This is a genomic window from Achromobacter sp. 18P8.1.1, assembly GCF_057799415.1.
Map to the genome: position 1 here is coordinate 209951 of NZ_JBYOKH010000002.1, position 19931 is coordinate 229881.

General features: G+C 62.6%; 25 protein-coding genes. 17 read left to right on the plus strand and 8 right to left on the minus strand.

From position 1 onward, the window contains the following. The first annotated feature begins 41 nt into the window (after nucleotides 1-41). The 15 genes from rpsG to AC27VE_RS02810 all read left to right on the plus strand — a co-directional run bounded on the left by rpsG (nucleotide 42) and on the right by AC27VE_RS02810 (nucleotide 10084). Entirely contained in the window at nucleotides 42-512 is a 471-nt protein-coding gene (gene rpsG / locus AC27VE_RS02740) for a 30S ribosomal protein S7 (RefSeq protein WP_006216561.1), read from the plus strand. A gap of 18 nt (nucleotides 513-530) precedes the next feature. Further along, nucleotides 531-2633, plus strand: a complete 2103-nt coding sequence (fusA, locus tag AC27VE_RS02745) for an elongation factor G (RefSeq protein ID WP_488702981.1) — start codon at nucleotides 531-533, stop codon at nucleotides 2631-2633. A gap of 75 nt (nucleotides 2634-2708) precedes the next feature. Further along, on the plus strand, nucleotides 2709-3899 hold the full coding sequence (tuf, locus tag AC27VE_RS02750; RefSeq protein WP_057285896.1) for an elongation factor Tu: 1191 nt from the start codon (nucleotides 2709-2711) through the stop codon (nucleotides 3897-3899). 74 nt (nucleotides 3900-3973) lie between these two features. Continuing rightward, the gene (rpsJ, locus tag AC27VE_RS02755; RefSeq protein WP_003806903.1) at nucleotides 3974-4285 is read left to right on the plus strand and encodes a 30S ribosomal protein S10; all 312 of its coding nucleotides are present in this window, start codon (nucleotides 3974-3976) and stop codon (nucleotides 4283-4285) included. Nucleotides 4286-4727: 442 nt separating this feature from the next. Further along, nucleotides 4728-5417 carry a 50S ribosomal protein L3 gene (gene rplC, locus AC27VE_RS02760; RefSeq protein WP_006227019.1) on the plus strand — a complete coding sequence of 230 codons (690 nt, stop codon included), beginning with the start codon at nucleotides 4728-4730 and terminating at the stop codon, nucleotides 5415-5417. Nucleotides 5418-5421: 4 nt separating this feature from the next. Beyond that, the gene (rplD, locus tag AC27VE_RS02765; protein WP_006216558.1) at nucleotides 5422-6042 is read left to right on the plus strand and encodes a 50S ribosomal protein L4; all 621 of its coding nucleotides are present in this window, start codon (nucleotides 5422-5424) and stop codon (nucleotides 6040-6042) included. Then, the gene (rplW, locus tag AC27VE_RS02770) at nucleotides 6039-6335 is read left to right on the plus strand and encodes a 50S ribosomal protein L23 (protein WP_006216557.1); all 297 of its coding nucleotides are present in this window, start codon (nucleotides 6039-6041) and stop codon (nucleotides 6333-6335) included. Before rplD ends, rplW begins: the two co-directional genes overlap by 4 nt. Continuing rightward, nucleotides 6336-7163: a 50S ribosomal protein L2 gene (rplB, locus tag AC27VE_RS02775; RefSeq protein WP_006227020.1), complete on the plus strand. Its 828-nt coding sequence runs from the start codon at nucleotides 6336-6338 to the stop codon at nucleotides 7161-7163. Between the two features lie 12 nt (nucleotides 7164-7175). Further along, a complete protein-coding gene (rpsS, locus tag AC27VE_RS02780; RefSeq protein ID WP_006216555.1) occupies nucleotides 7176-7451 on the plus strand; it encodes a 30S ribosomal protein S19 in 276 nt (91 codons plus the stop codon). A gap of 3 nt (nucleotides 7452-7454) precedes the next feature. Further along, entirely contained in the window at nucleotides 7455-7784 is a 330-nt protein-coding gene (rplV, locus tag AC27VE_RS02785) for a 50S ribosomal protein L22 (protein ID WP_006227021.1), read from the plus strand. A gap of 9 nt (nucleotides 7785-7793) precedes the next feature. After that, nucleotides 7794-8588 carry a 30S ribosomal protein S3 gene (rpsC, locus tag AC27VE_RS02790; protein WP_006227022.1) on the plus strand — a complete coding sequence of 265 codons (795 nt, stop codon included), beginning with the start codon at nucleotides 7794-7796 and terminating at the stop codon, nucleotides 8586-8588. A 2-nt stretch (nucleotides 8589-8590) separates the two neighbouring features. Further along, complete coding sequence (gene rplP, locus AC27VE_RS02795) at nucleotides 8591-9007, plus strand: 50S ribosomal protein L16 (protein WP_006216552.1); 417 nt, start codon at nucleotides 8591-8593, stop codon at nucleotides 9005-9007. A gap of 11 nt (nucleotides 9008-9018) precedes the next feature. Beyond that, nucleotides 9019-9210: a 50S ribosomal protein L29 gene (gene rpmC / locus AC27VE_RS02800; RefSeq protein WP_003806912.1), complete on the plus strand. Its 192-nt coding sequence runs from the start codon at nucleotides 9019-9021 to the stop codon at nucleotides 9208-9210. A 2-nt stretch (nucleotides 9211-9212) separates the two neighbouring features. After that, nucleotides 9213-9494 (plus strand): 30S ribosomal protein S17, encoded by a 282-nt coding sequence (gene rpsQ, locus AC27VE_RS02805; protein WP_006227023.1) that lies wholly within the window; start codon nucleotides 9213-9215, stop codon nucleotides 9492-9494. A gap of 107 nt (nucleotides 9495-9601) precedes the next feature. Further along, complete coding sequence (locus tag AC27VE_RS02810) at nucleotides 9602-10084, plus strand: hypothetical protein (protein ID WP_427958236.1); 483 nt, start codon at nucleotides 9602-9604, stop codon at nucleotides 10082-10084. Nucleotides 10085-10141: 57 nt separating this feature from the next. Here AC27VE_RS02810 and AC27VE_RS02815 read toward each other — a convergent pair whose 3' ends face one another. Genes AC27VE_RS02815 through AC27VE_RS02840 form a run of 6 tightly spaced genes read right to left on the minus strand, consistent with a single transcriptional unit; the run spans nucleotide 10142 to nucleotide 15860 of the window. Next, nucleotides 10142-11209 (minus strand): branched-chain amino acid ABC transporter permease, encoded by a 1068-nt coding sequence (locus tag AC27VE_RS02815; protein ID WP_088588560.1) that lies wholly within the window; start codon nucleotides 11207-11209, stop codon nucleotides 10142-10144. 10 nt (nucleotides 11210-11219) lie between these two features. Continuing rightward, nucleotides 11220-12230 (minus strand): branched-chain amino acid ABC transporter permease, encoded by a 1011-nt coding sequence (locus tag AC27VE_RS02820; protein ID WP_088588561.1) that lies wholly within the window; start codon nucleotides 12228-12230, stop codon nucleotides 11220-11222. Next, nucleotides 12227-12979, minus strand: coding sequence for an ABC transporter ATP-binding protein (locus tag AC27VE_RS02825; RefSeq protein WP_488702982.1), 753 nt, complete (start codon nucleotides 12977-12979; stop codon nucleotides 12227-12229). The genes AC27VE_RS02820 and AC27VE_RS02825 overlap by 4 nt, the downstream gene beginning before the upstream one ends. Continuing rightward, a complete protein-coding gene (locus AC27VE_RS02830) occupies nucleotides 12976-13746 on the minus strand; it encodes an ABC transporter ATP-binding protein (protein ID WP_427958239.1) in 771 nt (256 codons plus the stop codon). The genes AC27VE_RS02825 and AC27VE_RS02830 overlap by 4 nt, the downstream gene beginning before the upstream one ends. Nucleotides 13747-13761: 15 nt before the next feature. Further along, nucleotides 13762-14934 (minus strand): substrate-binding domain-containing protein, encoded by a 1173-nt coding sequence (locus tag AC27VE_RS02835; RefSeq protein WP_006227029.1) that lies wholly within the window; start codon nucleotides 14932-14934, stop codon nucleotides 13762-13764. A 17-nt stretch (nucleotides 14935-14951) separates the two neighbouring features. After that, nucleotides 14952-15860: an alpha/beta fold hydrolase gene (locus tag AC27VE_RS02840; RefSeq protein ID WP_488702983.1), complete on the minus strand. Its 909-nt coding sequence runs from the start codon at nucleotides 15858-15860 to the stop codon at nucleotides 14952-14954. A 161-nt stretch (nucleotides 15861-16021) separates the two neighbouring features. Between AC27VE_RS02840 and AC27VE_RS02845 the strand changes: the two genes are divergently transcribed. Beyond that, nucleotides 16022-16981 (plus strand): helix-turn-helix domain-containing protein, encoded by a 960-nt coding sequence (locus AC27VE_RS02845; RefSeq protein ID WP_315135693.1) that lies wholly within the window; start codon nucleotides 16022-16024, stop codon nucleotides 16979-16981. 25 nt (nucleotides 16982-17006) lie between these two features. Here AC27VE_RS02845 and AC27VE_RS02850 read toward each other — a convergent pair whose 3' ends face one another. Then, complete coding sequence (locus AC27VE_RS02850; RefSeq protein WP_488702984.1) at nucleotides 17007-17513, minus strand: DUF2938 domain-containing protein; 507 nt, start codon at nucleotides 17511-17513, stop codon at nucleotides 17007-17009. 69 nt (nucleotides 17514-17582) lie between these two features. Between AC27VE_RS02850 and AC27VE_RS02855 the strand changes: the two genes are divergently transcribed. Continuing rightward, complete coding sequence (locus AC27VE_RS02855; protein ID WP_088588567.1) at nucleotides 17583-18257, plus strand: ArsR/SmtB family transcription factor; 675 nt, start codon at nucleotides 17583-17585, stop codon at nucleotides 18255-18257. Nucleotides 18258-18331: 74 nt separating this feature from the next. On the opposite strand, the gene AC27VE_RS02860 is transcribed toward AC27VE_RS02855, so the two are convergent. Next, nucleotides 18332-19759, minus strand: a complete 1428-nt coding sequence (locus AC27VE_RS02860; protein WP_006227034.1) for an NAD-dependent succinate-semialdehyde dehydrogenase — start codon at nucleotides 19757-19759, stop codon at nucleotides 18332-18334. Nucleotides 19760-19931: the final 172 nt, after the last annotated feature.

Here is a 19931-nt window from a genome sequence, read left to right on the forward strand (position 1 = left end):
AATGAAACACGGTTCAACTGAACAGACACAAGGAAGCAACAATGCCCCGTCGTCGCGAAGTACCCAAGCGCGAGATTCTGCCCGATCCTAAGTTCGGCAGCGTCGAACTCGCCAAGTTCATGAACGTCGTCATGCTGGACGGCAAGAAGGCCGTCGCCGAACGCATCGTTTACGGTGCCCTCGAGCAAGTGCAAACCAAGACCGGCAAAGAGCCGATCGAGGTTTTCAGCCTGGCGATCAACAACATCAAGCCGATCGTCGAAGTGAAGAGCCGCCGCGTTGGCGGTGCCAACTACCAAGTGCCGGTTGAAGTGCGCCCCGTGCGCCGCCTGGCCCTGGCTATGCGTTGGCTCCGTGAAGCCGCTAAGAAGCGTGGCGAGAAGTCGATGGATCTGCGTCTTGCTGGCGAACTGATCGACGCCTCCGAAGGTCGTGGCGCCGCGATGAAGAAGCGCGAAGACACGCACAAGATGGCAGAGGCCAACAAGGCCTTCAGCCATTTCCGCTGGTAATTTAAGGACTAATCCACCATGGCCCGCAAAACCCCGATCGAGCGCTATCGCAACATTGGTATCTCTGCGCACATCGATGCAGGGAAGACCACCACGACCGAACGTATCCTGTTCTACACCGGCGTCAATCACAAGATTGGCGAAGTGCATGATGGCGCAGCCACCATGGACTGGATGGAACAAGAGCAAGAGCGTGGCATCACCATTACGTCGGCAGCTACGACGGCGTTTTGGCGTGGCATGGCGAAGAACTATCCCGAACACCGCATCAACATCATCGACACCCCGGGGCACGTGGACTTCACCATTGAGGTGGAACGTTCCATGCGCGTCCTGGACGGTGCTTGCATGGTCTACTGCGCTGTGGGTGGCGTTCAGCCCCAGTCCGAAACCGTGTGGCGCCAAGCTAACAAGTACGGCGTGCCGCGTCTGGCCTTCGTCAACAAGATGGACCGCACCGGCGCCAACTTCTTCAAGGTCTATGACCAGCTGAAGAACCGCCTGCGTGCCAATCCCGTGCCGATCGTGATCCCGATCGGTGCCGAAGACACGTTCCAAGGCGTGGTCGACCTGGTCAAGATGAAGGCGATCATTTGGGACGAAGCCAGCCAAGGCATCAAGTTCGACTACCACGACATTCCGGCCGAGCTGGAAGGTCAAGCCAACGAATGGCGCGAAAAGCTGGTTGAAGCTGCCGCCGAATCGTCGGAAGAGCTGATGAACAAGTACCTGGAAACGGGTTCCTTGGACGAAGAAGAAATCAACCTGGCCATCCGCCAACGCACCATCGCTGGCGAAATCCAGCCGATGCTGTGCGGCACTGCCTTCAAGAACAAGGGCGTGCAGCGCATGCTGGATGCCGTCATCGACTACCTGCCTTCGCCCGTGGATATTCCCCCGGTCGACGGCATGGACGACGATGGCAATCCCGTCAAGCGTTCGGCTGACGATGGCGAGAAGTTCTCGGCTCTGGCATTCAAGCTGATGAGCGATCCGTTCGTGGGTCAATTGACCTTCGTGCGCGTTTACTCGGGCGTCCTGAAGTCGGGCGATACGGTCTACAACCCCATCAAGGGCAAGAAGGAACGTATCGGCCGCATTCTGCAGATGCACGCGAACAACCGCGAAGAAATCAAGGAAGTGTTGGCAGGCGACATCGCCGCCGTGGTGGGTCTGAAAGACGTGACCACCGGCGAAACGCTGTGCGACATCGACTCCCACATCCTGCTCGAACGCATGATTTTCCCCGAGCCCGTGATTTCGCAGGCCGTGGAACCGAAGTCGAAGGCTGACCAGGAAAAGATGGGTCTGGCGCTGTCGCGTCTGGCTCAGGAAGATCCGTCGTTCCGCGTGCGCAGCGACGAAGAATCCGGCCAAACCATCATTTCCGGCATGGGCGAGCTTCACCTGGAAATTCTGGTCGACCGCATGAAGCGTGAGTTCGGCGTTGAAGCCAACGTCGGCAAGCCGCAAGTGGCCTACCGTGAAACCATCCGCAAGACCTGCGACGAAGTTGAAGGCAAGTTCGTCAAGCAGTCGGGCGGCCGCGGCCAGTACGGCCACGTGGTGCTGAAGGTTGAACCCCTGCCCCCGGGCGGCGGTTTCGAATTCGTGGACGCCATCAAGGGCGGTGTGGTTCCTCGCGAATACATCCCCGCAGTGGACAAGGGCATCCAGGAAACGCTGCCTTCGGGCGTGTTGGCTGGCTACCCGATCGTCGACGTCAAGGTCACGCTGTTCTTCGGTTCGTACCACGATGTGGACTCGAACGAAAACGCGTTCAAGATGGCCGGCTCCATGGCATTCAAGGAAGGTCTGCGCAAGGCCAGCCCCGTGCTGCTGGAACCGATGATGGCCGTTGAAGTCGAAACGCCGGAAGACTACGCTGGTACCGTGATGGGCGATCTGTCCTCGCGTCGCGGCATGGTCCAAGGCATGGACGACATGGTCGGTGGCGGCAAGACCATCAAGGCTGAAGTGCCCCTGGCCGAGATGTTCGGTTACGCCACGAACCTGCGTTCGCTGACGCAAGGTCGTGCCACGTACACGATGGAATTCAAGCATTACTCCGAGGCTCCCAAGAACGTCGCTGACGAAGTCATCGCCGCTCGGGCCAAGTAAATAACCCTAGCCAGGTCCGCCCATCCGGGCGGCCTGGCAGATTCAAGTTTCCTTGAAAGTTAAAGGATAGAGATCATGGCAAAAGGCAAGTTTGAACGTACCAAGCCGCACGTGAACGTGGGTACGATTGGTCACGTTGACCACGGCAAAACGACGTTGACGGCAGCTATCACGACCGTTCTGTCGAACAAGTTCGGTGGCGAAGCCAAGGGCTACGACCAGATCGATGCGACTCCTGAAGAAAAGGCTCGCGGCATCACGATCAACACCGCCCACGTCGAGTACGAAACGGAAGCGCGTCACTACGCGCACGTTGACTGCCCGGGCCACGCTGACTATGTGAAGAACATGATCACGGGCGCCGCGCAAATGGACGGCGCAATCCTGGTGGTTTCGGCCGCTGACGGCCCGATGCCGCAAACGCGTGAACACATCCTGCTGAGCCGCCAAGTTGGCGTGCCGTACATCATCGTCTTCCTGAACAAGGCTGACATGGTTGACGACGCCGAGCTGCTGGAGCTGGTGGAAATGGAAGTTCGCGAACTTCTGTCGAAGTACGACTTCCCGGGTGATGACACCCCGATCGTCAAGGGTTCGGCCAAGCTGGCGCTGGAAGGCGACAAGGGCGAACTGGGCGAACAGGCCATCATGAACCTGGCTGCTGCGCTGGACTCGTACATCCCGACGCCTGAGCGTGCCGTTGACGGCGCGTTCCTGATGCCGGTTGAAGACGTGTTCTCGATCTCGGGTCGCGGCACCGTGGTGACCGGCCGTATCGAACGCGGTATCGTCAAGGTCGGCGAAGAAATCGAAATCGTCGGTCTGGTTCCGACGGTCAAGACGACTTGCACGGGCGTTGAAATGTTCCGCAAGCTGCTCGACCAAGGTCAAGCTGGCGACAACGTGGGCATCCTGCTGCGCGGCACCAAGCGTGAAGACGTCCAGCGCGGCCAAGTTCTGGCCAAGCCGGGCTCGATCACCCCGCACACGGACTTCACGTCCGAGGTGTACATCCTGTCCAAGGAAGAAGGCGGCCGTCACACTCCGTTCTTCCAAGGCTATCGTCCCCAGTTCTACTTCCGCACGACGGACGTGACGGGCACGATCGAGCTGCCGGCCGACAAGGAAATGGTTCTGCCGGGCGACAACGTGGCCATGACGGTCAAGCTGTTGGCTCCCATCGCCATGGAAGAAGGTCTGCGTTTCGCCATCCGTGAAGGCGGTCGTACCGTCGGCGCCGGCGTCGTCGCCAAGATCCTGAAGTAATTCGGATCACTTAAGCAGCAAACAATCAGCGAGGGCGCTTCGTCGCCTTCGCCTCTCGTTCTTTAGGAAACGCCATGAAAAACCAAAAGATCCGTATCCGCTTGAAAGCCTTCGATTACAAGCTGATCGATCAATCGGCCGCTGAAATCGTCGACACCGCCAAGCGTACCGGCGCCGTTGTCCGCGGCCCGGTGCCGCTGCCCACGCGTATCCGTCGCTACGACGTTCTGCGTTCGCCGCACGTCAACAAGACGTCGCGTGACCAGTTCGAAATCCGTACCCATCAGCGCTTGATGGACATCGTTGATCCCACCGACAAGACCGTTGACGCTCTGATGCGTCTGGACCTGCCGGCCGGCGTCGACGTCGAAATCGCGCTGCAGTAAGGCGTACCGAGCCTGCTACCTTCGCCGGTAGGCTCGAAAAATGGCCGTATTCCCCTGGGAGTGCGGCCATTTTGTTTTTTCAGCGGCGCCTGGCGGTGATCCACCCCAGGCATGGCGTCCGGACTTTCGCGGCCCTGTCCGCAAGTTAGCGGGCGCTCACTGTCCCAGCAGAGACCTGTTTTCAAGGTCGCTGGCGGCGCCTTGCCACACTGTGGCAAAACTGCCGCTGGGCACACGCCCTAAGTGGGCTAAGTGCTTGTGCTGACTGAAAAAATCATGCTAATATGCCAAGCTTGCCATTTTGTGGCAAGACTGACTATGGGAACGGGATGGGCTAATACCCAACTAATCCTCGACCCAGGTTGAACATAGTCGTAGGGCAAAGGCCGTTACCTTTTGCCCGATTAGCCCCGACCAATCGCAGTCGGGAATGGAGAAAACGATGTCGAATTCGACACCCACGCCCGCCGCTCATCGGCTGGGGCTGGTGGGTCGCAAGGTCGGCATGACCCGCATTTTTACCGAGGAAGGTGAATCCATCCCGGTGACCGTGCTGGACGTGTCGAACAACCGCGTGACCCAAGTTAAGTCGCAGGAAACCGACGGCTACGCCGCGATCCAAGTGACTTATGGCACTCGTCGTGCCTCGCGTGTGGTTCAGCCGCAAACGGGCCACTACGCCAAAGCCGGCGTTGAAGCCGGTAGCATCCTCAAAGAATTCCGCCTGGATCCCGCTCGCGCTGCTGAATTTGCAGCCGGTACCGTGATCGCTGTGGAATCCGTGTTCGAAGCCGGCCAACAGGTCGACGTGACGGGCACGACCATTGGTAAAGGCTTCGCCGGTACCATCAAGCGTCACCACTTCGGCTCGCAACGCGCTTCGCACGGTAACTCCCGTTCGCACCGCGTTCCCGGCTCGATTGGTCAAGCACAAGATCCGGGCCGTATTTTCCCGGGTAAGCGCATGGCTGGTCACCTGGGTGATGTCACCCGCACCGTTCAAAACCTCGACGTCGTTCGCGTTGACGTTGAGCGTGGCCTGTTGCTGGTCAAGGGCGCTGTCCCCGGCCACGCTGGCGCCGACATCGTCGTGCGCCCGGCCATCAAGGCCCCGGCCAAGAAGGGAGCGTAAGTAAATGGATCTCAAGCTCCTGAACGACCAAGGTCAGGCCGCTGCTACGTTCAGCGCGCCCGATACGATCTTCGGCCGTGACTTCAACGAAGCGCTGATTCATCAGATCGTGGTGGCTTTCCAAGCCAATGCCCGTGCCGGCAACCGCGCTCAGAAGGATCGTGCCGAAGTTAAGCACTCGACCAAGAAGCCCTGGCGCCAGAAGGGTACCGGCCGCGCACGCGCTGGTATGACTTCGTCGCCGCTGTGGCGTGGCGGTGGTCGGATTTTCCCGAACTCGCCCGAAGAGAACTTCAGCCAGAAGGTCAACAAGAAGATGTACCGCGCCGGGATCCGTTCGATCCTGTCGCAACTGGCTCGTGAAGACCGCATCGCTGTTGTCGAATCGTTTGATCTGGAATCGCCCAAGACCAAGGCTGCTGCTGCAAAGCTGAAGAGCCTGGGCCTGGACTCCGTCCTGATCATCACCGACAGCGTTGATGAGAATGTTTACCTCGCCACCCGCAACCTGCCGCACGTTGCTGTTGTCGAGCCCCGTTATGCCGATCCGTTGTCGCTGGTCCACTACAAGAAAGTGCTGATCACCAAGCCGGCCATCGCTCAACTCGAGGAGATGCTGGGATGAACGCTGAACGCTTGATGCAAGTCATTCTGGCTCCGATCGTGACCGAAAAGGCCACGTTCGTCGCTGAGAAGAATCAGCAAGTCGCTTTCCGTGTCGTGGCTGACGCTACCAAGCCGGAAATCAAGGCTGCCGTCGAACTGCTCTTCAAGGTGCAGGTCGAGTCCGTGCAGGTCCTCAACCGTAAGGGCAAAGTCAAGCGCTTTGGCCGATTCGTTGGCCGTCGCCGTAATGAGCGCAAGGCTTACGTGTCGCTCAAGGACGGCCAGGAAATCGACTTTGCGGAGGTGAAGTAAATGGCCCTCGTAAAAGTTAAGCCGACTTCGGCCGGCCGCCGTGGCATGGTGAAGGTTGTCAGTCCCAACCTGCACAAGGGTGAGCCCTACGCGCCGCTGCTGGAAAAGAAGACCCGTGGTTCTGGCCGTAACAACAACGGTCACATCACGATCCGCCATCGTGGCGGCGGTCACAAGCAACACTACCGCTTGGTCGACTTCCGTCGTGACAAGGACGGTATCCCGGCGAAGGTTGAGCGTCTGGAATATGACCCCAACCGTACGGCGCACATCGCTCTGCTGTGCTACGCCGACGGCGAACGTCGTTACATCATCGCTCCGCGTGGTCTGGAAGTGGGTGCCACTGTGCTGTCGGGTATCGAAGCCCCGATCCGCGCCGGCAACACCCTGCCGATCCGCAACATCCCGGTGGGTACGACGATTCACTGCGTCGAAATGCTGCCTGGCAAGGGTGCTCAGATGGTCCGCTCGGCTGGCGCTTCCGCCGTCCTGCTGGCTCGCGAAGGCATCTACGCTCAGGTTCGTCTGCGCTCGGGTGAAGTTCGCCGTGTGCACATCGAATGCCGCGCCACCATTGGTGAAGTCGGTAACGAAGAACACAGCCTGCGCCAAATCGGCAAGGCCGGTGCAATGCGTTGGCGTGGTATCCGCCCGACGGTCCGTGGCGTTGCCATGAACCCGGTGGATCACCCGCACGGTGGCGGTGAAGGCCGTACCGGTGAAGCACGCGAACCGGTCAGCCCGTGGGGTACTCCGGCGAAGGGTTTCAAGACCCGTCGCAACAAGCGGACGAACAATATGATCGTCCAACGGCGCAAGCGCAAGTAAGAGGCGAACACTATGTCACGTTCGATCAAGAAAGGCCCGTTTGTCGATGCTCACCTGATCAAAAAGGTGGACACGGCCGTCGCGGGCAAAGACAAGAAGCCGATCAAGACCTGGTCGCGTCGTTCCACGATCCTGCCCGAGTTCATCGGTCTGACGATCGCTGTGCACAACGGCAAGCAGCATGTCCCCGTGTACATCAACGAGAACATGGTCGGTCACAAGCTGGGCGAGTTCGCGCTGACCCGTACGTTCAAGGGCCACGCTGCGGACAAGAAGGCGAAGAGGTAAGCGATGGAAACTACTGCCATTATCCGTGGGGTGCACATCTCGGCACAGAAGACCCGTCTGGTTGCGGACTTGATCCGTGGTCAGAAGGTCGGCCGTGCGCTGGAGATCCTCACCTTCTCGCCGAAGAAGGCTGCCGTCATCCTGAAGAAGGCTGTCGAGTCCGCCATCGCCAACGCCGAGCACAACGACGGCGCCGATATCGACGAACTGAAAGTCACCACGATTTTTGTGGACAAGGCTCAGTCGATGAAGCGCTTCTCCGCTCGCGCCAAGGGCCGCGGCAACCGTATCGAGAAGCAGACCTGCCACATCACGGTCAAGGTCGGAGCTTAAGGAGTCACGATGGGTCAGAAAATTCACCCCACTGGGTTCCGTCTCGCGGTCACCCGTAATTGGTCCTCGCGTTGGTTCGCCGACGACAAGGCCTTCGGCACGATGCTTGCCGAAGACATTCGCGTTCGCGAGTACCTGAAGAAGAAGCTCAAGAGCGCCTCCGTTGGTCGCGTGATCATCGAGCGTCCGGCCAAGAATGCCCGCATCACCGTCTACTCGGCTCGTCCGGGCGTGGTGATCGGCAAGCGCGGCGAAGACATCGAAAGCCTGAAGGCTGATCTGCAGCGTCTGATGGGCGTGCCCGTGCACGTCAACATCGAAGAAATCCGCAAGCCGGAAACCGATGCTCAACTGATCGCCGACTCGATCTCGCAACAGCTCGAGAAGCGCATCATGTTCCGTCGCGCAATGAAGCGCGCGATGCAGAACGCAATGCGTCTGGGTGCCCAAGGCATCAAGATCATGAGCGCCGGCCGTCTGAACGGTATCGAAATTGCCCGCACCGAGTGGTATCGCGAAGGCCGTGTGCCGCTGCACACCCTCAAGGCCAATATCGACTACGGCACCTCCGAAGCCCACACGACCTATGGCGTGATCGGCATCAAGGTCTGGGTCTATAAGGGCGACATGCTGGCCAACGGCGAATTGCCGCCGGAAACCGCTGCCCCGCGCGAAGAAGAACGTCGTCCGCGCCGCGCTCCGCGTGGTGATCGTCCGGACGGTGCTCGCACCGGTCGTCCGGGTGGCCGTGGTCGTGGTGGTCCCCGCAAGGCGGACGCTGCTCCGGCGCCTGAAGGAGAATAACCATGCTGCAACCCTCTCGCAGAAAGTATCGCAAAGAGCAGAAGGGCCGCAACACCGGTCTGGCGACCCGTGGTACCCACGTGTCGTTCGGCGAATTCGGTCTGAAGGCCACCGGCCGTGGCCGTCTGACCGCTCGCCAGATCGAAGCCGCTCGTCGTGCTATCAATCGTCACATCAAGCGTGGCGGCCGTATCTGGATTCGCATTTTCCCGGATAAGCCCATCTCGCAGAAGCCCGCCGAAGTCCGTATGGGTAACGGTAAGGGCAATCCTGAGTACTGGGTCGCTGAAATTCAGCCCGGCAAAGTGCTCTACGAAATGGAAGGTGTGAGCGAAGAGATCGCGCGTGAAGCTTTCCGCCTGGCCGCTGCCAAGCTGCCGATTTCGACCACGTTCGTCGCGCGTCATATCGGTGCTTAAGGAGTACTAACATGAAAGCTAGCGAACTCCGTTCGAAAGACGCCGCCGAGCTCGGCAAAGAGCTCGAAAGCCTGCTGAAGGCACAATTCGGTCTGCGTATGCAGAAGGCCACGCAGCAACTGGCCAACACCAGCCAGCTGCGCAACGTGCGTCGCGACATTGCGCGCGTTCGTACCTTGCTGACCGAGAAGGCAGGGAAATAAACATGAGCGAAACTCAAAACACCCAAGTGGCCAAGCGCCAGCGTACGCTGGTTGGCAAGGTCGTCAGCAACAAGATGGACAAGACTGTCGTTGTGCTCGTTGAGCGCCGCGTCAAGCACCCCATCTTCGGCAAGATCATCGTGCGCTCCGCGAAGTACAAGGCACACGACGAATCGAACCAATTCAACGAAGGCGATACGGTTGAAATCGCTGAAGGCCGTCCCATCTCGCGCTCGAAGTCGTGGCGTGTGGTGCGTCTGGTTGAAGCCGCACGTATCATCTAAGTAGTACGTCGGAACGGTTCGCTGTTCTGATATAAAACGGCAAGGGCTAAACCCCTTGCCGTTTTTTTTCGTCTTCGAGATCTATGCCGATGCGGGTAAATGACATCATGCGCAGCACCGTCAAGGCCGGCGTGCTTGGCATCGCGCTATGCGCGGCTGGCGCTGCCGTGGCGCAGCGCGATCCGGGCGCGGACGTCACGGCGGCCTCGCCGGTGGATGACCCGCGTGCGGGCAAGAACGTCTTGAATGCGGGGCCCGAGCCGCGCGTCAAGCTTCCTGCCGGATCACCGGACCACGCCGCCATCTTCGGCACGGACAACGAGGATGAGCAGGCGCTGGCCTCGCAAGAGCAAGCGCTGCAGGCGCAGCGCAATCAACTGATGTTGCTTGAACGGTTGCTTAACCAGAAACCCGTGGATGCCGCGACGGCGCCGCCGGCCATGATGCCGTTGAACACGGGCTCGACGATGAAGCCACTGGCGCCGACGCCGGCCGGCTCGCAACTGGACCGCGGCAAGATCGATGAGATGCAGCGGCGGGTGGACGGCCTGCGGCGCGAAGCCGACACGCTGCGGCAGAGCGGGAAGTAGGGCGGGAGTAGGACGGCCTATTGCGCCCTGGTGCCGCGCGCGGCCAGGCCGACGGAATCAATGTCGCCGCGCCAGTTCGCGCAACCGTCCCGCGATGCCCGTCGGGAAGTAGTACACCGACACCACGAACAGGATGCCCAGCCATAGCAGCCAGCGGTCCGGCTCGAACAGCAGGGCCAGCGGCGCCACGCCGGAGACGGCATCGTGGATCACGTGCAGGCCGTCCTGCAGATAGCTTTGCGCGAACACGAACAGGCTCGCGCCCACCACGGCGCCATACATGGTGCCCATGCCGCCGATCACCAGCATCAGCAGGATGTTCAGCATGATCTCGAACGACAGCGAGGTGTCCGGCCCGTTGTAGCGCAGCCAAAGCGCGTACATGGCACCGGCCAGCGTGGCGAAGGCGGCCGCTAGCAGGTTCGACAGGCTACGGTACAGCACCGTGCGATACCCGATGGCTTCGGCGCGGAAGGGGTTTTCGCGAATGGCTTGCAGCACGCGGCCGAACGGCGAATTCACGATACGCAGCAACATCAGGAACAACACGGCGCAGACCGCGGCGATCAGGTAGTAAGTGATGATGCGGCCGTCGATCGTCACGCCGAACAGGGGTTCCGACAGCGGCCGGAACGCCGGGCGCAGCATCTGGGGCACTTTGAAGTTCAGGCCGTCTTCGCCGCCCGTCAGGTCAGAGAGCTGCGACACCAGCGTCTGGAACGCAGCCGCGACCGCGAGCGTGATCATGGCGTAGAAGATCGCGCGTACGCGCAGGCTTGCCAGCCCGATCAACAGGGCGAACGCCAGCGACACGACCAACGCGCCACCGACGCCCGCGAACACCGCGGTCCAGCCTGGCTCCATCCGGATGCTGGCGATCGCCACGCCGTAGGCGCCGATGCCGAAGAACATGGTGTGCGCGAAGCTCACGATGCCGGTGTAGCCCAGCAGCAGGTCGTAGCTGGCGACAAGAATCACGAACACCAGTATCTTGGCGGCCACGGCCAACGATTTGGGACCGGGAAAGAGAAACGGCGCTGCGGCAAGCAGGGCGACGACGGCAATCAGCACGAGCGCCAGGAAGGTGCTGCGCGGTGGGTCGCCGGAGAGCAAGCGGAAAGACATGTCGGCGCTCCTAGCGGTTCGTGACCGGATACACGCCTTGTGGGCGCCACAACAGGATGGCGACCATCAGCGCGATATTCGAGAACAGGGCGGCTTTGGGCAAGAGGAAGCCGGTGTAGTTTGCCATCAGCCCGACTAGCAGCGCCCCGATCAGGCAACCGACCGTCGAGCCCAGCCCGCCGATCATGATGACGATGAAGATCAGCACGTTCACCTGTGCACCCAACTGCGGCACCACCGACTGCTGATACATGCCCCACAGCACGCCGCCCAGCCCGGCGAGCATCGACCCGGCGACGAACACACCGACGAACAGGTGCCGGATGCGGTAACCCAGGCTTTCCACCATCTCGCGGTCTTCCACACCGGCGCGGATCAACAGGCCCAGCTTGGTGCGGTTCAGCAGCCACAGCATGCCGCCCAGCACCAGGATGCCGACGGCCAGCGCCACGATGCGGAATTTTTCGATGGCGGCATCGCCCAGCAGGAATGCGCCGCGCAACGCCTCGGGCAGCGGCAGGGACAGGGTCTGCGGACCCCAAATCATCTTGATGATCTCTTCTCCGATGATCATGCCGCCCATGGTGATCAGGATCTGCTTCAGATGCTGGCCGTACACCGGCCGCACGATCACGCGTTCGAACGCCAGGCCCACGGCGCCCGCTACCAGCATGCCCACGATCATGGCCGGCAGCACGGCGGCCAGGTTCATCCACAGGCTGCCCGTCTGGGTCCAGTCGGCCATGCCGCCGAGCACCGTCGCGGCCATATAGGCGCCGATGGCGATGAAGAGGCCATGCCCGAAGTTCAGGACGTCCATCAGTCCGAACACCAGCGTCATGCCCGAGGCCACGATGAAGATGATCATGCCCATCGCCAGGCCCGCGAGCGTCAGCGTGACCCATGTCGAAAAGGAACCCACCAGCGGCAACGCGATGGCGGCCAGTGCGGCGACCAGCAGTACGGGGCGCAAGTCCGCGCGTGTGCGGGGAAGCGGGGTATCGATATCCAGGGTGCTCATTGATGGCTTCCCAACGACAGCCCAAGCAGGCGTGTCTGTAATGCTTCGTCTTGTGCAAGCTCGCGCATGCTGCCCGCATGGACGACGCGGCCGTTGTCCATGATCGCGACGTGGTCGCCGACCTGGTGCGCGAAGTTGAAGTTCTGCTCGACCAGCAGGATGGTGGTGGACGCTTCCTTGAGTTCGAGGAAGGCGTCGATCATGTTCTGGATGATGGCGGGCGCAAGACCCTTGCTGGGCTCGTCGATCAGCAGCAGCCGGCGCGGCTCGATGATGGCGCGCGCCACCGCCAGCATCTGCTTCTGTCCGCCCGACAGCTTGCCGGCCGGATGCAGCCAGAATTTTTTGAGTGCAGGGAAGAAACCGAAGATCCATTCCAGCCGTGCCGTGTCGAGCTGGTCTGCGCTGCGCGCCTGCCGCGCGGCGAGCAAGATGTTTTCCTTCACCGACAAGTCCGCAAAGATGCCCATGTTCTCGGGCACATAGGCCATGCCCATGCGCGCCATGTCGGGCGGCGATTTGCGTGTGCCGGGTCCCCCGATGGGGGTGCCGTCAAACGTTACCTGGCCTTGCGAGGCCCGCCACAATCCCATGATCGTGCGCAGCGTGGTGGTCTTGCCGGCGCCGTTGCGGCCCAGCAGCATGGTGACGCCCGCAGACGGCACCGCCAGGTCGACGCCGTGCAGGATGTGATACGCACCGATATGGGTATGCACCCCTTGCAGTTCCAGCAGCATCGGGGCGCTCATGCTGGCGTCTCCGTCGGGCTCATGCCCAGATAGGCCTGCTGCACGATGGGCGAGGCGATGACGGTGGCGGGGTCGCCGTCGGCCATCAGTTGGCCGTTGTGCAGCACGACGATGCGGTCGGCCAATTCGCGCACCACATCCATCTTGTGCTCCACCAGCAGAATCGTCTTGGTCGGATCGTTCTTGATCTCGCGGATCAGTTCCAGCACTACCGGCACGTCGTCCACGCTCATGCCGGCGGTCGGTTCATCGAACATGAACACCTGCGGTTCCAGCGCGATGAGCATCGCGATTTCCAGCTTGCGCTGGTCGCCATGCGGCAGGTCCGCGGCGGCGTGGTCGCGTCGTGCGGACAAGCGGGTACGTTCCAGCAGCGCATCGGCGCGGGCCAATAGGGCGCGATCGTCCTCCCAGGTGCGCCAGAAGCGGATCTGGCGCCAGCTCATGCCTTGCTGGCGCGATTGCAGCGCCAGCCGCACGTTCTCATGCACGGACAGGCGCGGGAACAGTTGCGTCAGTTGGAACGCGCGGCCCAGGCCGGCATGCATGCGCGCCGGCGCCGATAGCGGGGTCAGGTCCCGGCCATTCAAGCGCACCGACCCGGCGCTTGCGCGCAACTGGCCGGAGATCAGATTGAAGTAGGTGGTCTTGCCCGCGCCGTTGGGGCCGACGATGGCCGTCAACGTGCCAGGCGCATAACTGCAGCTGACGTCATTGACGGCCACGTGCCCGCCGAAACGGATCGTGAGCGATTGGGTTTCCAACATTGCAGCGGCGTGCCTTCAGCGTTTGTTCTGGATCGGCACGGTCATCTGGTCGGGCGTGATTTCCTTGACCAGGTCCTGCACCGCCCACGGCACCGAGGGATCGTTCTTGATGCGGAAGTGATACATGGATTGCATCGCCTGGTGGTCTTCGGGCCGGAACGTCATCTTGCCCTTGGGCGTGTCGAAACTCATGCCTTCCATGGCCTTGATCAGCTTGTCCGTATCCGAATCGCCGGCGGTCTTGTTCAGCGCCGCCACGATGGCGATCCCGGACGACATGCCGCCCGCGGTGAAGAAGTCCGGCGGCTGCCCGTAGCGCTTCTGGTGTTCGGCAACGAGCCAATCATTGATCGGGTTCTTAGGGATGCCGTAGTAGTAATACGTGGCGCCTTCCATGCCCGCCAGCGACTTCAACGGCGTCATCGCGGCCAGCGTATTGCCGCCCGTGGCGATCTCGATGCCGAAGCGCTTGGGATCCAGATCAGCGATCTTGAACGGGTTGCCCGCGCCCGCCCACAGGATGAAGATGATCTTGCGTCCGGGTTTGTCTTTCAGCGCATCGAACAGGCGCTGGGCGCCTGCCGTGAAATCCGTGGCGTTGGCAGGCAGATATTCCTCGTGCACGATCTTGGCGTTTTTCAGCGCACCCTTAAAGGCTTTCACGCCGTCGCGGCCAAAGGCGTAGTCTTGCGCCAGCATGGCGATGGACGTGCCTGCCTGGTCGAACGCCACCGCGTTGGCGATCGCATCCTGCGACGAATTGCGGCCCGTGCGGAAGATGTACTTGTTCCACTTTTCGCCCGTGATGGAGTCCGCCACGGCCGGTTCCACCAGCAAGATCTTTTCGTATTCTTCGGCGATCGGCAGCATGGCCAGCGCCACGCCGGACGAGGTGGGGCCGACGGCGATGTCGGCGTTGTCGTCCGCGTAGGCGGACGCCAGCTGCGCGCGGGCGACGTCGGGCTTGCCCTGGTTGTCCTTTTCAATCACGCGGATCTTGCGGCCCGCCACCGTCATCGTGCCTTGGGTCGCGTATTCCAGGCCCAGCATCAGGCCGTTCTGCGTCTGTTTGGCGTAGGCCTCCAGCGGGCCCGTCTTGTCGTACACGTGGGCGACGACGAAGTCTTTCGCCGCGACCGCCGAATTCATGCAAAGGGCTGCCAGCGCGGCAAGCAGAATGCGATTCATGGATGTCTCTCCTGTTATCAGCGGGCGTGGCCGGCCGCGGTGTGGTCATGCATGGGGTCCGGCGTGGCAAGGAACCGGCGGATGGCGTCGATCTGCGGCGCCACGTTCAGCGCGGGTGCATGGCCGCAATCGGGGAAGTCGATGCGTGTCGCGCGTGGTCCACGCTGCGTCATCGCATGGGCGACATCGGGCAGCAGCAGATCGGACTCGTCGCCGCGCAGCAACAGCACCGGCATGCGCAGGGAGTCGTAGCCGCTCCAGCGGTTGTAGTCGCCGGGGTGATGGCTGAATTGCCCGACGATGGCAGGGTCGTAGTGCGCCGTGACGCGGCCGTCGGGCAATCGGCGTACCGATGTTTCGGCCATGCGGCGCCATTGCTCGTCGCTTTGCCATCCATAGGGCTTGTAGGCGACGCGCAACCAGGCTTCCAGTTCGGTGACGGTGTCGAACGCGGGCGGGTTGCCCGCGTAGGCCAGGATGCGGTCGATGGCGGGCTGGGGCAGTTCGGGGCCAATGTCATTGACGACCAGATGCGAGATCCGGCCGCGCAGCGTCGTGGCGGCCGCGTGCATGCCGGTGGCGCCACCCATCGACGTGCCGACCCAGCGCACGCGCGCAAGCGACAGGCTGTCCGCGAGAGCGCGGGCGAGGCGGGCGTAGAAATCCAGTTGGTATTCGGCGACGGGGTCCGGGCTCCATTGCGACAGGCCGCGGCCGATCGTGTCGGGGCAGAGGATGCGGTAGTCGTCCGCCAGCGCATTCGCCAGTTCGTCGAAGTCGCGTCCCGTGCGGGCAAGGCCGTGCCACATGATGATGGGAGGCGCGTCCGCGTCGCCCCATTCGGTCACGTGCAGCTCGCGGCCCTCGCAGCGCAGATAGCGCGAAGCGGGCGTGTGGCGGGCGGCCGTTGCGGGCGCGTGTGCCATGAGTCTCCTCCCGGGTTGTCCAGGTTGTGTGCTTATCGGGCTGACTATAGACTTCTGCCAAACGCATTCACAATGCGCCGCCCACCCCAGAGCAGGGTGAGTCAAGAAGTTGTAGACGCAAGATCAATTTGCGCTTCCCGCCGCGTACAGGAGACCGCGCCATGTCCGATACGGAATTCGCCATTTCGGCCAGCGCTGGCGCCGACCGGCGCGAGCAATGGCGCGCGGCCCTGTCGGACGCGTTCGGTCCGTTCGAGGTCCACGGCGGCATGCCGACCCATTTCGCCGGGCATGTGCGCTACGCGCGCCGCGCCAGCCTGCAGTTCAATGACCTGCACTACCAGGGACAGAAGCTGGAGCGCACGGCGGGCAACGTCTCGCGGCTGGACCAGGAGTTCTACACCTTCGGCCTGCCGCTGGCCGGCCCGCTGGCCGTGCGGCAGCAGGGCCGCGAGTTCCAAGTGGAGCCGGGCTGCGTCTACTTGATGAACCAGAGCCTGCCTTATCAGGCGACGGCGCTGGGGGCAGCGGGCTATCGCAGCCTGAGCGTGTCGTTCCCGCGCAGTGCGCTGTCGCAAAGGGATTCCCGCATCGGCGCCTTCTACAAGCTGCGCGTCGACGATGGTTCGCCGCGCGGCGCGATGCTGGCCAGCTATATGGATCACCTGTTCAAGGGCATGGACGGCTGGTCCGACACCGAAGTGACGGAATTGGGTGAACGCCTGATCGACCTGATCGTGCTGTTCCTCGTGCAGTCGGGGCAGGGGCATGCGTCGGAATCAGATAGCAGCGTCACCGTGGCACACCGGCAGCGCGTGCTGGCCTACATCCGGCAGCATCTGGCCGACCCGGCGTTGTCGCCGCAGCGGGTGGCGCAGGGATGCGGCGTGTCGGTGGCGTACCTGCACCGCATCCTGCGCGCAGGCGGCCTCTCGGCCGAGTCCTTCATCTTCGATCAGCGGTTGGACAAATGCCGCGACCTGCTGCTGAGCCCTCAGCATCGCCATCGCAGCATCGCCGAGCTGGCATACCAGGTGGGCTTTGCGCATCCTTCGCATTTCAGCCGCCTGTTCAAGCAGCGTTTCGGCATGACGCCGCGGGACCTGCGGGCAAGTTCCTAGAGCGCGACGGGATCCGGGCGGGGCATCAGCCTCCGTGGACGTGCGTCAATATCCACGCCGTGATGTACAGGCCGGCGCCGAACACGGCATGCGCCATCACGCTGCGCAGGCGCGCTGTGTTCGGATGGGGGGTCTTGCTGGCCGCGATGCCGGCACCCAGGCCGGGCTGCAGGATGAAGAAGGGCGCGGCCACGCTCAGGACGCCGAACAGCAGGGCGGGCGCCAGCGTGGGTTGCTGCGTCCAGGTTACACCCACGACGCCCAGCAGCATCGCGGCAAAGACGATCCCGATGCCGTAATGTGCGGCCCAACCCAGCAACGCTTCGCCGCGGACGGGTTCGGCGCGGCCGATGCTCTCGTGCCGGAAATGGCCGCGGGGCAGATGCCCAATCCACCGGCCCACCATCGCGAAGTTCAGGGAAGGGATGCCGAAGCAGCGCTGGAGGAAAAGCGCCCACACGTCCATCACCAGCGTGGCGCCCGCGCCGATCAGCACGGCGCGTTGCAGGAATTCAATCAGGGCTGGGGTCACGAGGTGGCATCCTTATTTAATACATTCAATTTATTGATTGAATGTTAGAGCGATGCTATCGTGATGTCAATGAACCCCCCAGACAGCCCTCAACCTTCCCAGCGCTTCGACGCGCTTGCCGAGATCGCCAAGACCCTGGGGCAGGCGCACCGTCTGGCCTTGCTTGAACACATCGCGCAGGGCGAACGCGCGGTGGAACGGTTGGCCGAACTGACCGGGCTGTCTGTCGCCAATACCTCGCAGCACCTGCAGCACCTGCGCCGGGCCGGCTTCGTGCAGACCCGGCGCGACGGCAAGCGGGTGCTGTACCGATTGGGGGCGGGGCCGATCGCGCCGCTTTTGGCCGCATTGCGAGGCTATGCCGAGCATCAGCACGCAGAGATCCGGGAAGTCATCGCAGACAGCATCCATCAGCGTGACCGCCTGGACGGCATCTCCATTGAAGAACTGCTGGGCATGCTGGACAGCGGCGGCGTCGTGCTGCTGGACGTGCGGCCTTCTGAAGAGTTCGCCCAAGGCCATTTGCCGGGCGCCATCAATATCCCGACCGAAGACCTGGAACGCCGCCTGGCCGACCTGCCCGCGGGCGCGGATGTGGTCGCCTATTGCCGGGGACCGTATTGCGTGTTGTCCACCGACGCCGTGGCGGCGTTGCGCGCGCATGGTGTGGCGGCGCGCCGGCTGGACGCCGGCTTCCCGGAGTGGAAGGCGGCGGGCTTGCAGGTGGAAGCCGCGCCGGCGTGAAACCCCGCACCGCCCAGACAAAAAAAAGCCCCGCGACGGAAATCGCGGGGCTTTTTCGTACTGTGGGTACGGGGTCAGATGTGCGTGATGAATTTCGTGACCAGGTAGCCGTCGAACGTTTCCAGGCCGCCTTCGCTGCCGATGCCGCTGTCCTTGATGCCGCCGAAGGGCGTCTCGGCCAGCGCGCTGCCGAAGTGGTTGATATTGACCATGCCGGCTTCCAGGCCGTTCGAGACCTTGGTCGCCGTCTTCAGCGAGTTCGTGAACACGTAGGACGACAGGCCGAAGGGCAGGCTGTTGGCGCGGCGCAGGACTTCATCGGTGTCCTTGAAGCGCACGACCGGCGCGACGGGGCCGAAGGGCTCTTCGGTCATCAGCATGGAATCGTCGGGCAGATCCGTCACGACCGTGGGGGCGAAGAAGAAGCCCTTGCGGTCCAGCGGGCCGCCGCCGACCACGACTTTGCCGCCGTGCTTCTTGGCGTCGTCGATGAAGGCGCTCATGGCGGGCACGCGGCGTTCATGCGCCAGCGGGCCCATGTCGGTGCCGGCTTCCAGGCCGTCGCCGACCTTGATGTTCTTCAGTACGTCGGAGAAGCGGGCCAGGAATTGCTCGTAGGCGCCTTCCTGCACGTAGAAGCGGGTGGGCGACACGCAGACCTGGCCGGCGTTGCGGACCTTGAACTTGGCCAGCATTTCAGCGGCGCGCTCGACGTCGGCGTCATCGAACACCAGCACGGGCGAATGGCCGCCCAGTTCCATCGTGACGCGCTTCATGTGCGCGCCGGCCAGCGCGGCCAGCTGCTTGCCCACCGGCACGGAACCGGTGAACGACACTTTGCGCACGATCGGCGAACGGATCAGGTAGTCGGAAATCTTGGCGGGTTCGCCCCAGACGATGTTCAGGCAGCCCTTGGGCAGGCCGGCGTCGTGGAACATGCGGGCAATGGCCATGACGGCGCTAGGCGAATCTTCCGGTCCTTTCAGCACCACCGTGCAACCGGCGCCGAGCGCGGCGGCAATCTTGCGGATGGCCTGGTTGTACGGGAAGTTCCAGGGCGTGAACGCGGCGCAGACGCCGATAGGTTCGCGCACGACGAACTGGCGCACGTCCGGGTTGCGGGGCGGCACGACGCGGCCATAGATGCGGCGGCATTCCTCGGCATGCCAGTCGGCGTGCTCGGCGCAGGAGGTGACTTCACCCACGGCTTCGGCCAGCGGCTTGCCTTGGTCCAGCGTCATGTTGCGGCCGATCTCCTTGGCGCGCTCGCGCGACAGCGTGGCGACCTTGCGCAGGATGGCGGAACGGTCCATGGGGGAAGACTTCTTCCAGGACTCGAACGCGCGTTGGGCGGCGGCTAGCGCGCGGTCCAGATCCGCTTCGGTGGCGTGAGGCAGCTGGCCAAGCACTTCCAGCGTGGCGGGGTTGATGACGTCCTGGGTGCGCCTACCCTCGCCGGAGATGAATTCGCCGTCGATATACAGCGCCAACTGTTCATACATGCCTGTCGTTCCTTGCGAAATAGGAGTGGAGTGCGACCGCAGTCGCCCGCGCCAGTCTAAACCAGCTCGCGGGCGTCAGGGAGGGCCACTCGCGCGCGCAAACCTGGAGCCAATCGGGGGCGGCCAGGGCAATGCCCCACGCCTTGCAAGGCGGCGCCGGCATGGACACAAT